The organism is Pseudomonas sp. H1h, from assembly GCF_000633255.1.
GTDB lineage: Bacteria > Pseudomonadota > Gammaproteobacteria > Pseudomonadales > Pseudomonadaceae > Aquipseudomonas.
The window spans coordinates 404,204-415,376 of the sequence record NZ_AYMJ01000031.1; the positions used below are offsets into that span (position 1 = coordinate 404,204).

Here is an 11,173-nt window from a genome sequence, read left to right on the forward strand (position 1 = left end):
TCCATACAGTTGCAGCTGACACTGCACTGTATGGTCGACTATGGTGACAACTGTCCCAGTACACTTCTAAACTGTTCCGGTATTGTTTCACACAAGAATAAAATGCCCGTGAAATCGAGTGCTGCGTCATGACCAATCTCTTGCTCTACCAGCGTATTGCTCAACAACTGGCTGAAGACATCCGCCGTGGCGTCTATCAACCCGGGGAACGCGTACCGTCGGTGCGCAAGATGAGTTCGCAGCTCAATGTCAGCCATGCGACGGTGTTGCAGGCTTACGCCAATCTCGAGGATCAGGGGCTGATTCGCGCGCGGCCGCAGTCCGGGTACTACGTGCACCAGACTCCGGCGCTGACGGCACCGACGCCGGACATTGCCCGGGTCGAACGGCCGGGACTGGTCACACGCGCCAGCATCATTCAGCAAGTGTTGGTCGAATCGCGTCGTGAAGGGGTGTTCCCTTTGGGCGCGGCGGTGCCGAGCGTCGACTATTTGCCGGTGCGTGCATTGCATCAACAATTGGCGAAAGTCACGCGTTTCCATAGCCCTCGGGCATTCAGCTATATGTTCAGCCCGGGTTTCGAACCGCTGCGCCGGCAAGTGGCGATCCGCATGCGCGACGCCGGCGTCGTGGTCGACCCGTCAGAAGTGGTGATCACCCACGGTTGCGTCGATGCGCTGCAGATGTCATTGCGCGTGCTGACCCGTCCGGGCGACCTGATCGCCGCCGAATCGCCGACCTATTACGGCTTGCTGCAACTGGCCGACCTGTTGGGCCTGAAAGTGATCGAGATCCCCAGCGATCCAGCCACCGGCATGAGCCTCGAAGCCTTGCAACTGGCGGCCAACCAATGGTCGATCAAGGCCCTGGTGCTGACGACCCGCCTGAGCAATCCCCTGGGCGGCACCATGCCCGAAGAGCGGCAGAAACAGTTGCTGCGCCTGGCCTCGGACTTCGATATCCAGATTGTCGAAGACGACATCTATGGCGAGTTGATGTTTGAGCAGGGGCGCACCAAAGCCCTGAAAGCCTACGACCGGCTCGACCGGGTGATCTACTGCTCAAGCTTCTCCAAAACCTTGTCGCCGGGAGTGCGTGTCGGCTGGATGATTGCCGGCAAGTATCAGCAGGAAATCCAGCGCCTGCAGACGTTCACCACGCATTCGGCGTGCAGCGTCACGCAAATGGCGATTGCCGCTTATCTGGAAAATGGCGGTTATGACCGGCATTTACGGTACATCCGCCAGGAATACCGGAAAAACCTCAGCGCCTTTCAGCTGGCGGTGCAGCAGTACTTCCCTGAAGGCACGCAAATGACCCGGCCCACGGGCGGTTTCATCCTCTGGGTGAGCTTGCCGGGGAGGGTCAATACCCAGGAGTTGCATGTCCGCGCATTGCAACAAGGCATCAGCATCGCGCCGGGGCTGATCTTCAGTAATACCGAGCAGTTCAACCACTGTATCCGCCTCAATTGCGGCACGCCGTGGAATCGCGAGGCGGAGAGGGCGCTGATGACCCTCGGTTTGCTGGCGACGCAACTGTGTCAGGAAACTGCTGGCGGATTCTGAACAAGCGCTGCGTCGTGCTTGTCTTGTGACGCCCAACAAGCGAGCATATGGCCCTCTGCCGTTAGTGTTGTTGGGTTCATGAAAGCGATTTTTCCTGCCGCCTGGGTTTTGCTTTGTGTGTTGACGATGGGCCACGTGCCCGGTGTCATGGCCGCCGCCGTTCAGGAAAAACCGGCAGCGTCCGCATCAACGAGCAAAGCGGTCGCCAGCAAAAAAGCCGTTGCCGATAAAAAGGCTCAGGATACAAAGGCCCGGCAGAAGAAAGCCGCCACGGTGAAGAAACGGCCTCCGGTCGCTTCCAAGTCGAAACCGGCCAGTGAGGTGGTGAAAACCAAACTGCCGCCGGCCAAACTGGATCTGAGCCTGCCCAAGGACATGGTCCAGCAGCTGAAACCGGCCGGTACCGTGCCGATGCCCAAACACGACGCGATCCTGCCGCAGATGTTTGGTGAGAAGAACAGCGGCTTCCAGCTAAATGGACGCCTGCTGAGCAACGAAATGCAGTTGCAGCTGCGCAACGAAGAACGTCGCGAAGTCGAAGGCGCCGCGCTCGATTTCGAGTTCAAGCAGTAATTTCAATCGATCCGTGACCCGCAGACCAGACGCTTTGTCGGAGACTGGTCAGTCACATTCAGTTATCGGTAAAAACCCCGGTTCAGGGAATTTGAAACAACCGTTTTAGCGGTTACTCTGTCCGTGTCTCTTTAACACATTGCCCGTCGCGAGGACTTGCTCGTCATGAAATGCCGTGAAGGCTGTGGCGCTTGCTGTATTGCCCCTTCCATCAGTTCTGCCATTCCGGGCATGCCCGATGGCAAACCCGCCGGCGAACGTTGCGTGCAGCTGTCGGTCGAAAACCTGTGCAGCATTTTCGGCCAACCGGAGCGTCCGGCGGTCTGTTCTGGCTTCGCAGCTGATGTCGAAGTCTGTGGCAGCAGCTCGGAAGAAGCGATCAAACTGATCGGCTGGTGGGAGCAGATGACAGCGGCGTGATGTGTCAAACGAACGGAACTTCAACAATAAGGAATAAGACTATGGGTTCGCTGCATCGTATCGCTGTGTTGTGTGGTTTGACGGCCGTGCTGGCTACTTCGGTTGCTCAGGCCGAGGACTGGAAGGTCGCCAAGGAGCAGGACGGGATCAAGGTCTCGCTGGCCGAAGTGCCGGGTTCCGATTACAAGTCCTATCAGGGTGTTGCCCTGATGAAGACCACCGTTGCCAAACTGCGTGCCTTGCAGGAAGACGTGTCCGGAGCTTGCGCCTGGATTCACGAGTGCAAGACCCAGAAACTGCTCAAGCACGAAGGCGATCAGAGCTGGACCTACACCCAGTTCAATACGCCATGGCCAGTGACTCCGCGTGATTCGGTGCTGCACGTCACCACCGTTGAAGGTGCCGATGGCAGCCTGACCCGCAATCTCGAAGGTGTGCCGAAGTACATTCCTGAAGAGAAAGGCTTTGTCCGTGTCGCCCAGGTCAAAGGTTTCTGGAAGTTCGTGCCCAAAGGCGATCAGGTCGAAGTGACCTATCAAGTGCACACCGAGCCAGGTGGCAGCGTGCCGAGCATGATTGCCAACAAGTTCGTGGTCGATGCGCCGTTCAACACCCTTAAAGCACTGAAAGAACGCGCCGAGAAGTAATCCGCGCGCTTAACGCAAAACGCCCCGATCGATTCGGGGCGTTTTTGTTTTGTCGTTATATTGTGTTTCCAGATATGCGTTGCACGAAACTTTCACAAAGTGTTCCAGACAATTCGCCCGCGCAATTCACGTCGCCCCCCTGCGACTGCCTGTGTGAAAGAGTCGGGCAGTGGGGCACTAATCAATGGCAATGCTGACGTTGATCGTGCAACATTTGCGCACCGCGCACGCCCCGGGGCCTGGATTGGCCAATAGAGGGCATGGCGCCGCTGTATTTTGCAACCTCAACTTCCAATGGGTCCTAAAACGACATGGCAAACCCGGACGCCCTGAATCAGCAGCGATCTTCCACTCGCCTGCTGCAACCGACCGTCAAATCGCATCTGGCCTACACACTGCTGTGTGCCCTGGTCATGATGGTGATGTTTTCCGTGCTGCGCCTCGCGCTGCTGGTCTACAACCGCGAGATGATCCTCGATACCCCGGCTTCGACTTTCCTCGAAGCCTTCGCCAACGGCCTGCGTTTCGACCTGCGCCTGGTGGTCTACGTCTGCGTTCCGCTGCTGCTGGCACTGTTCAGTGCCCGGGCGATGGCGGCGCGTGGTTTCTTCCGTCTGTGGCTGACCGTTGCATCCAGCATCGCGCTGTTCCTCGGCCTGATGGAGATGGACTTCTACCGTGAGTTCCACCAGCGTCTCAACGGCCTGGTATTCCAGTACGTGAAGGAAGACCCGAAAACCGTGATGAGCATGCTCTGGTACGGTTTCCCGGTGGTGCGCTACCTGTTGGCATGGGTCGTCGGCACGGTGATTCTGACGCTGGCCTTCAAGGGCGCCGACCGTGCGACCCGGCCACGCGGACCGTTCAGCGGCGGCAACGTCGGCACCCGTCAGGTGGCGCCGTGGTACACCCGCCTGGCGGTGTTCGTGGTCTGCCTGCTGATCTGCGTCGTGGCTGCCCGTGGCACCCTGCGTCAGGGCCCGCCGCTGCGCTGGGGTGACGTGTACACCACCGAATCGAACTTCGCCAACCAGCTCGGCCTCAACGGTACGCTGTCGCTGATCGCGGCCGCCAAAGACCGCATGGGCGAGGATCGCAACAACATCTGGAAAGCCACACTGCCGCAGGAACAGGCGCAGAAAGTCGTGCGCGAGATGCTGGTGATGCCGGACGACAAACTGGTCGATGCCGACATTGCTGCCGTGCGTCGTGATTACACGCCACCGGCCGACAAGACCCTGCCGATCAAGAACGTGGTCGTGATCCTGATGGAAAGCATGGCCGGTCACTCGGTGGGCGCCCTGGGCGCGCCGGGCAACATCACGCCGTACCTCGACAAACTGTCGAAGGAAGGCCTGTTGTTCGACCGCTTCTTCTCCAACGGCACGCATACCCACCAGGGCATGTTCGCGACCATGGCGTGCTTCCCGAACCTGCCAGGCTTCGAATACCTGATGCAGACCCCGGAAGGCAGCCACAAGCTCTCCGGCCTGCCGCAGCTGCTCAGTGCGCGCAAGTATGACGACGTCTACGTCTACAACGGTGACTTCGCCTGGGACAACCAGTCGGGCTTCTTCAGCAACCAGGGCATGACCAACTTCGTTGGCCGTAACGACTTCGTCAACCCGGTGTTCTCCGATCCGACCTGGGGTGTGTCCGACCAGGACATGTTCGACCGTGGTCTGGTGGAGCTGAAGGCGCGGGAAAACGGCAAGCCGTTCTACGCGCTGCTGCAAACCCTGTCCAACCACACGCCGTACGCCTTGCCGACGCCATTGCCGGTCGAGCGCGTAACCGATCGCGGCACGCTCAACGAACACCTGACCGCCATGCGTTACGCCGACTGGGCACTGGGTCAGTTCTTCGAGAAGGCGCGTAAAGAGCCGTACTTCAAGGAAACCCTGTTCGTGATCGTCGGCGACCACGGTTTCGGCAACGAGCGTCAGATCACCGAAATGGACCTGGGCCGCTTCAACGTGCCGATGCTGATGATTGCACCGGGCATCCAGGAGAAGTTCGGTACGCGTGACCACACCGTGGGCACCCAGATCGACATCGTGCCGACCATCATGGGCCGTCTGGGCGGCGAAGTACGTCACCAGTGCTGGGGCCGTGACCTGCTCAACCTGCCGGCAGGCGACACCGGTTTCGGTGTGATCAAGCCGTCGGGCAGCGAGCAGACCACCGCCATCGTGACGGCCGACCAGATTCTGGTGCTGCCGAAAGAGAAGGAAATGGCGCCGAAGATCTATCAGTACCAACTGGGCGCGAACCCTTCTGCCGAGGTCATTCCGGACGCACCGCGTACCGCCGAACTGAAACTCAAGCTTGAAGCGTTCCTGCAAACCGCGACCAAGAGCCTGATGGACAACACCGCCGGTGTGATCAACGGCAAGCCGGACTGATAAAACCGCTGCACAAAAAAAGAGGCCCTCAAGGCCTCTTTTTTTTGTCTTGGGGTTTTATATCCTGCCAAGTAACAGCAAGACCAACAGCACCACCAATACCACGCCGATAATACCCGACGGGCCATAACCCCAACTTCTGGAGTGCGGGAAGACCGGCAGACCACCGATCAGCAACAGGATCAGGATGATGATAAGAATTGTGCCCATGTCGATTTCCTTGTTGATAGTGTTCGAGAAGTCTTGGTATTCAAGGGCGACTGGAGGCTAACTAAATCCAGACGGCTTACAAATTCCGACCGGTGCGAATGACAGAAAATTCAAAGTTTTTTTAATGTATTTAGTCCGCAGGCTTATTTCCTTTTCCCGCCCCGCAAGTGCAGAACTCTGCCTTTTCAAACGAATCCAACGCGCCACGGTTTGCCCCCACCATTCAGCAATCTGATGGAGCGTGGGTGGTCGCGGATCCTTCGCTACACTCCGCGCATCTCCTACGGAACAACAAGGCTGTCTGCTATGCAAAATCGCATGATGATCACTGGCGCGGGTTCAGGTTTGGGTCGCGAAATCGCGCTGCGCTGGGCGCGTGAAGGCTGGCAACTGGCCTTGTCCGACGTCAGCGAGCCTGGCCTGCAGGAGACCCTGAAGCGGGTGCGCGAGGCTGGTGGCGACGGTTTCACCCAACGTTGCGATGTGCGCGATTACAGCCAGCTCACCGCGTTTGCCCAGGCCTGCGAAGTGAAACTGGGCGGCATCGATGTCATCGTCAATAACGCAGGCGTGGCGTCCGGCGGGTTCTTCAGCGAACTGTCGCTGGAGGATTGGGACTGGCAGATCGCAATCAACCTGATGGGCGTGGTCAAGGGCTGCAAGGCGTTCCTGCCACTGCTGGAGCAGAGCAAAGGCAAAATCATCAACATCGCCTCGATGGCCGCATTGATGCAAGGCCCGGCGATGAGCAACTACAACGTGGCCAAGGCCGGTGTGGTGGCGTTGTCGGAAAGCCTGCTGGTGGAACTGGCGCAGCAGGAAGTCGGGGTGCACGTGGTTTGCCCCTCGTTCTTCCAGACCAACTTGCTCGATTCGTTCCGTGGCCCGACCCCGGCAATGAAAGCGCAGGTCGGCAAGTTGCTGGAAAGTTCGCCGATCAGCGCCGCCGACATTGCCGATTACATCTATCAGCAAGTGGCCGCTGGCGAGTTCATGATCCTGCCGCACGAACAAGGGCGCATGGCCTGGGCGATCAAGCAGAAGAACCCGCAACTGATCTACAACGAAATGACCAGCATGGCCGATAAAATGCGCGCCAAGGCTAAATCCAGCAATGGTTGAACTTGCCCGCCGGGTGTTGCGTCGTTAGGGTGGCCGCAATGGTCACCCTGTCGAGACGCATCAATGCTCAATTACTTGTGGTTCTTTCTCGCGGCGCTGTTTGAAATCGCCGGTTGTTTCGCTTTTTTCATGTGGTTGCGCCAAGGTAAAAGTGCCTTGTGGGTCATCCCGGCGTTGCTCAGTCTGACGCTGTTTGCGCTGTTGTTGACCCGTGTCGAAGCGGCTTACGCCGGTCGCGCCTATGCCGCCTATGGCGGGATCTACATCGTGGCATCGATCGGTTGGCTGGCAGTGGTCGAGCGCGTGCGCCCGCTGGGGTCGGACTGGATCGGCGTGGCACTGTGCGTGATCGGGGCCAGCGTGATTCTGTTCGGGCCGCGCTTTTCCGCTGCTTGAGACGAGACTGTTTAGCGATTTGCAGGAAATGTCTGACGGGCGCAGCGCTTGAGGCTGTAGGGCAAGACTGATTTGCTCGCCACGCATTGTCGAGCGGGCGCTCACCGCGCATCTTCAGGGCTGGCTAACCCTGAAGGACGAACTCCATGCTTGTACTCAGCCGTGTTGTAGGCGAGTTGATTTCCATCGGTGACGACATTTCCGTGCGCGTTCTGTCGGTCAACGGCTCCAGTGTGCGCTTTGGTGTCGAGGCACCGCCGAAGGTCAATGTGCACCGTTCTGAAGTGTACGAGCGGATCCAGCGCAAACAGGCCAGCGAAAAGGCGGGCTGAAATGTTCAGTCGAAAAGATGCTTGGGCACATCGTGTTTGAGCATCAATTGGCATTGCTCGCTTTCCGGATCGAACACGATCAGCGCCTGGCCTTTGGTCAGCGCCTGGCGCACGCGTAGCACACGGGTTTCCAGCGGTGTGTCATCACCGTTGTCGGTGCCGTCACGGGTGACGAAATCCTCGATCAGGCGGGTGAGGGTGTCGACTTCAAGAGCGTCGTAGGGAATCAGCATGGGCACCTCGGTTCAATCAATGTCGGGATGCTACGGCGATTACGTTTTACCTGCCAGTTTTTGCGGCATGCCAATTCGCGAACAGGTTCGCTCCCACATTCGGGATGTGTTCCCCCTGTGGGAGCGAGCCTGCTCGCGAAGGCGATTGTTCTGCCAACAAGGAATCAACTGTCGGAACGCTGCCCCACCAGGCTGTCCACCGAAGGCACCCGGGTATCGCTCTCCATCTGCGTCTCATGCTCGATCTGATGACTGAAGCGATCGAGCGACGCATTGGCCGGTGCTGCATCGCTGGCGAACACCGGCGGGCTCAGGATGTACGCCCCGAGCAGGCGGCTGAGTGCCGCGAGGCTGTCGATGTGCGTGCGCTCGTAACCGTGGGTGGCATCGCAGCCGAACGCCAGCAGCGCGGTGCGGATGTCATGCCCGGCGGTGACAGCCGAATGCGCGTCGCTGAAGTAGTAGCGAAACAGGTCACGGCGCACCGGCAGTTCGTGTTCACTGGCCAGGCGCAGCAAATGCCGTGACAGGTGATAGTCGTATGGCCCGCCGGAGTCCTGCATTGCCACACTGACCGCGTGTTCACTGGAATGCTGGCCCGGGGCGACCGGCGCAATGTCGATGCCGACGAATTCGCTGACGTCCCACGGCAAGGCTGCCGCTGCGCCGCTGCCGGTTTCTTCGGTGATGGTGAACAGCGGGTGACAGTCGATCATCAACTCCTGGCCGCTGTCGACGATGGCTTTGAGCGAGGCGAGCAACGCCGCGACGCCGGCCTTGTCATCCAGATGGCGAGCGCTGATGTGGCCGCTGTCGGTGAACTCAGGCAATGGGTCGAAGGCCACCACGTCGCCGACGCTGATGCCCAACGAGTCGCAATCGGCCCTGGTTGCGCAATAGGCATCCAGACGCAGTTCGACGTGATCCCAACTGATCGGCATCTCGTCCACGGCGGTATTGAACGCGTGCCCGGATGCCATCAGCGGCAGCACGCTGCCGCGAATCACGCCGTTGTCGGTGAACAGGCTGACCCGGCTGCCCTCGGCAAACCGGCTCGACCAGCAGCCGACCGGGGCCAGGCTCAGGCGTCCGTTGTCCTTCACTGCACGCACGGCGGCGCCGATGGTGTCCAGGTGCGCGGAAACGGCGCGGTCGGGGCTGTTTTTCTTACCCTTCAGGGTGGCGCGGATCGTGCCGCGACGGGTCATTTCGAACGGGATGCCGAGTTCCTCCAGACGCTCGGCGACATAACGCACGATGGTGTCGGTGAACCCGGTAGGGCTGGGAATGGCGAGCATTTCCAGCAGGACTTTTTGCAGGTAGTTCAGATCCGGTTCAGGGATTTGTGTGGTCATGGAAACTCCTGATGAGTTGAGGCGCATCGATGGTTTCGATGAGGGGTGATTCAGGGTGTCTGTTGCGGCCCCTTCGCGAGCAAGCCCGCTCCCACATTTGGAATGCGTTCACCCTGTGGGAGCGGGCTTGTTCGCGAAGGCGTCAGTCCAGGCGCCTCGGAATCAAGAAACAGCCGGCTGACTGTGCGGAAACAACAAATCGACAAACCGCTCTGCCGTCGGCTGCGGTTCGTGGTTGGCCAGGCCCGCGCGTTCGTTGGCTTCGATAAACACGTACTCCGGCTGATCCGCCGCCGGCACCATCAAATCGAGACCCACCATTGGGATGTCCAGCGCCCGCGCGGCCCGAACAGCGGCATCGACCAGGGTCGGATGCAGGATCGCCGTGACATCCTCCAGCGTGCCGCCGGTGTGCAGGTTGGCGGTGCGACGCACGAAAAGGTGCTCGCCGGCCGGCAGAATGCTGCTGTAGTCATACCCGGCTGCGTGCAGGGTGCGCTGGGTTTCGTGATCCAGCGGGATCTTGCTTTCGCCACCAGTGGCGGCTTGCCGGCGTCGGCTCTGGGCCTCGATAAGCGCGCCAATCGAATGGTGCCCGTCGCCGACGACTTCAGCGGGACGGCGAATCGCCGCCGCCACCACTTCAAAACCGATCACCAGAATCCGCAGGTCCAGCCCTTCGTGGAAGCTTTCAAGCAGCACACGGCTGTCAAAACGTTTGGCGGACTCGATGGCTTGCTGCACCTCTTCGATGCCCTGCAAATCCACCGCCACACCTTGACCCTGTTCACCGTCGAGCGGCTTTACCACCACCCGCTGATGTTCGTCGAGAAACGCCAGGTTGTCGTCGGCATTGCCCGCCAGCTGCTGCGAGGGCAGGTTCAGGCCGGCGGCTTTCAGCACTTTGTGGGTCAGGCTTTTGTCCTGGCACAGGCTCATGCTGATCGCGCTGGTCAGGTCGCTCAGGGATTCGCGGCAACGCACCCGGCGTCCGCCATGGCTGAGGGTGAACAGCCCGGCATCGGCGTCATCCACTTGCACATCGATGCCGCGTCGGTGCGCTTCTTCGACGATGATCCGCGCATAAGGGTTGAAGTTGGCTTCCGGCCCTGGCCCGAGGAACAGCGTCTGATTGATACCGTTCTTGCGCTTGATGGCGAACGTCGAGAGATTGCGAAAACCGAGCTTGGCATAGAGGTTCTTCGCCTGACGGTTGTCGTGCAGCACCGACAGGTCCAGATAGCTCAGGCCGCGACTCATGAAGTGCTCGATCAAGTGTCGCACCAGCACTTCGCCGACACCTGGGCGCGAACACTGTGGATCGACCGCCAGGCACCACAGGCTGCTGCCGTGTTCCGGGTCGTTGAAGGCTTTCTGGTGGTTGAGGCCCATGACGCTGCCGATCACCGCGCCGCTGTCTTCATCTTCGGCCAGCCAGTACACCGGGCCGCCCTGATGATGCGGGGTCAGCCGCGTGGCATCGATCGGCAGCATGCCGCGCGCCTGATACAGCAGATTGATTGCCTGCCAGTCCGCTTCGCTCTGTGCCCGACGAATGCGGAAGCCGCGAAATACTCGGGTGGCTTGGCGGTAATCGCTGAACCACAGGCGCAGGGTGTCGGAAGGGTCGAGAAACAGCTGCGTCGGTTCCAGCCCAAGAATCTGTTGCGGCGCGGCGACGTACAGCGCGATGTCACGTTCGCCGGGCTGCTCGTTGAGCAGTTCCTGCGCCAGCGTTGCCGGGTCAGGAAAGGTGTGACCGATCAGCAGCCGGCCCCAACCGCAATGCACAGCGATAGGGTCGGCGCCGAGTTCGCTGCCGTCTTCGGCCAGACGCGCCTGCAAGCGTTCATACGACGGTGTCTGACCGCGCAGCAGGCGTTGGCTGATAGCCGTGGCGTGAGGTTTCATC

12 protein-coding genes are annotated in these 11,173 nt (G+C 59.9%); 8 read left to right on the plus strand and 4 right to left on the minus strand.

The features are described from left to right. The first annotated feature begins 128 nt into the window (after nucleotides 1-128). The 5 genes from U862_RS0125875 (at nucleotide 129) to U862_RS0125895 (ending at nucleotide 5,613) form a co-directional block, all read left to right on the plus strand. Entirely contained in the window at nucleotides 129-1,568 is a 1,440-nt protein-coding gene (locus tag U862_RS0125875) for a PLP-dependent aminotransferase family protein (RefSeq protein WP_003226969.1), read from the plus strand. A 78-nt stretch (nucleotides 1,569-1,646) separates the two neighbouring features. Continuing rightward, a complete protein-coding gene (locus U862_RS0125880; protein WP_025113056.1) occupies nucleotides 1,647-2,141 on the plus strand; it encodes a hypothetical protein in 495 nt (164 codons plus the stop codon). Nucleotides 2,142-2,306: 165 nt separating this feature from the next. Next, nucleotides 2,307-2,561: a YkgJ family cysteine cluster protein gene (locus tag U862_RS0125885; RefSeq protein ID WP_025113057.1), complete on the plus strand. Its 255-nt coding sequence runs from the start codon at nucleotides 2,307-2,309 to the stop codon at nucleotides 2,559-2,561. Between the two features lie 41 nt (nucleotides 2,562-2,602). Then, nucleotides 2,603-3,208: an START domain-containing protein gene (locus U862_RS0125890; protein WP_025113058.1), complete on the plus strand. Its 606-nt coding sequence runs from the start codon at nucleotides 2,603-2,605 to the stop codon at nucleotides 3,206-3,208. A gap of 311 nt (nucleotides 3,209-3,519) precedes the next feature. Next, nucleotides 3,520-5,613 (plus strand): LTA synthase family protein, encoded by a 2,094-nt coding sequence (locus U862_RS0125895; RefSeq protein WP_025113059.1) that lies wholly within the window; start codon nucleotides 3,520-3,522, stop codon nucleotides 5,611-5,613. 57 nt (nucleotides 5,614-5,670) lie between these two features. Here the strand turns inward: U862_RS0125895 and U862_RS29835 are convergent, their stop codons facing one another. Continuing rightward, complete coding sequence (locus tag U862_RS29835) at nucleotides 5,671-5,829, minus strand: DUF3309 family protein (RefSeq protein WP_169432680.1); 159 nt, start codon at nucleotides 5,827-5,829, stop codon at nucleotides 5,671-5,673. Nucleotides 5,830-6,129: 300 nt separating this feature from the next. Between U862_RS29835 and U862_RS0125905 the strand changes: the two genes are divergently transcribed. The 3 genes from U862_RS0125905 (at nucleotide 6,130) to csrA (ending at nucleotide 7,673) form a co-directional block, all read left to right on the plus strand. Next, nucleotides 6,130-6,945, plus strand: coding sequence for an SDR family oxidoreductase (locus U862_RS0125905; protein WP_025113060.1), 816 nt, complete (start codon nucleotides 6,130-6,132; stop codon nucleotides 6,943-6,945). Nucleotides 6,946-7,008: 63 nt separating this feature from the next. Further along, the gene (locus tag U862_RS0125910; RefSeq protein ID WP_003226957.1) at nucleotides 7,009-7,341 is read left to right on the plus strand and encodes a YnfA family protein; all 333 of its coding nucleotides are present in this window, start codon (nucleotides 7,009-7,011) and stop codon (nucleotides 7,339-7,341) included. Between the two features lie 146 nt (nucleotides 7,342-7,487). Continuing rightward, on the plus strand, nucleotides 7,488-7,673 hold the full coding sequence (csrA, locus tag U862_RS0125915) for a carbon storage regulator CsrA (protein WP_025113061.1): 186 nt from the start codon (nucleotides 7,488-7,490) through the stop codon (nucleotides 7,671-7,673). Nucleotides 7,674-7,678: 5 nt separating this feature from the next. Here csrA and U862_RS0125920 read toward each other — a convergent pair whose 3' ends face one another. The 3 genes from U862_RS0125920 to ngg form a co-directional block, all read right to left on the minus strand. Further along, nucleotides 7,679-7,906, minus strand: a complete 228-nt coding sequence (locus U862_RS0125920; protein ID WP_003192759.1) for a YheU family protein — start codon at nucleotides 7,904-7,906, stop codon at nucleotides 7,679-7,681. A gap of 164 nt (nucleotides 7,907-8,070) precedes the next feature. After that, on the minus strand, nucleotides 8,071-9,261 hold the full coding sequence (locus U862_RS0125925) for an osmoprotectant NAGGN system M42 family peptidase (RefSeq protein WP_025113062.1): 1,191 nt from the start codon (nucleotides 9,259-9,261) through the stop codon (nucleotides 8,071-8,073). Between the two features lie 162 nt (nucleotides 9,262-9,423). Further along, nucleotides 9,424-11,172 (minus strand): N-acetylglutaminylglutamine synthetase, encoded by a 1,749-nt coding sequence (ngg, locus tag U862_RS0125930; protein WP_025113063.1) that lies wholly within the window; start codon nucleotides 11,170-11,172, stop codon nucleotides 9,424-9,426. Nucleotide 11,173 lies beyond the last annotated feature (1 nt).

What these genes read in the sequence shown, in the direction of transcription:
- U862_RS0125885 (WP_025113057.1), top strand. Translation starts at nt 2,307, where the DNA reads ATGAAATGCCGTGAAGGCTGTGGCGCTTGCTGTATTGCCCCTTCCATC.
- csrA (WP_025113061.1), top strand. Translation starts at nt 7,488, where the DNA reads ATGCTTGTACTCAGCCGTGTTGTAGGCGAGTTGATTTCCATCGGTGAC.
- U862_RS0125875 (WP_003226969.1), top strand. Translation starts at nt 129, where the DNA reads ATGACCAATCTCTTGCTCTACCAGCGTATTGCTCAACAACTGGCTGAA.
- U862_RS0125880 (WP_025113056.1), top strand. Translation starts at nt 1,647, where the DNA reads ATGAAAGCGATTTTTCCTGCCGCCTGGGTTTTGCTTTGTGTGTTGACG.
- U862_RS0125920 (WP_003192759.1), bottom strand. Translation starts at nt 7,906, where the DNA reads ATGCTGATTCCCTACGACGCTCTTGAAGTCGACACCCTCACCCGCCTG.
- U862_RS0125905 (WP_025113060.1), top strand. Translation starts at nt 6,130, where the DNA reads ATGCAAAATCGCATGATGATCACTGGCGCGGGTTCAGGTTTGGGTCGC.
- U862_RS0125910 (WP_003226957.1), top strand. Translation starts at nt 7,009, where the DNA reads ATGCTCAATTACTTGTGGTTCTTTCTCGCGGCGCTGTTTGAAATCGCC.
- ngg (WP_025113063.1), bottom strand. Translation starts at nt 11,172, where the DNA reads ATGAAACCTCACGCCACGGCTATCAGCCAACGCCTGCTGCGCGGTCAG.
- U862_RS0125925 (WP_025113062.1), bottom strand. Translation starts at nt 9,261, where the DNA reads ATGACCACACAAATCCCTGAACCGGATCTGAACTACCTGCAAAAAGTC.
- U862_RS0125890 (WP_025113058.1), top strand. Translation starts at nt 2,603, where the DNA reads ATGGGTTCGCTGCATCGTATCGCTGTGTTGTGTGGTTTGACGGCCGTG.
- U862_RS0125895 (WP_025113059.1), top strand. Translation starts at nt 3,520, where the DNA reads ATGGCAAACCCGGACGCCCTGAATCAGCAGCGATCTTCCACTCGCCTG.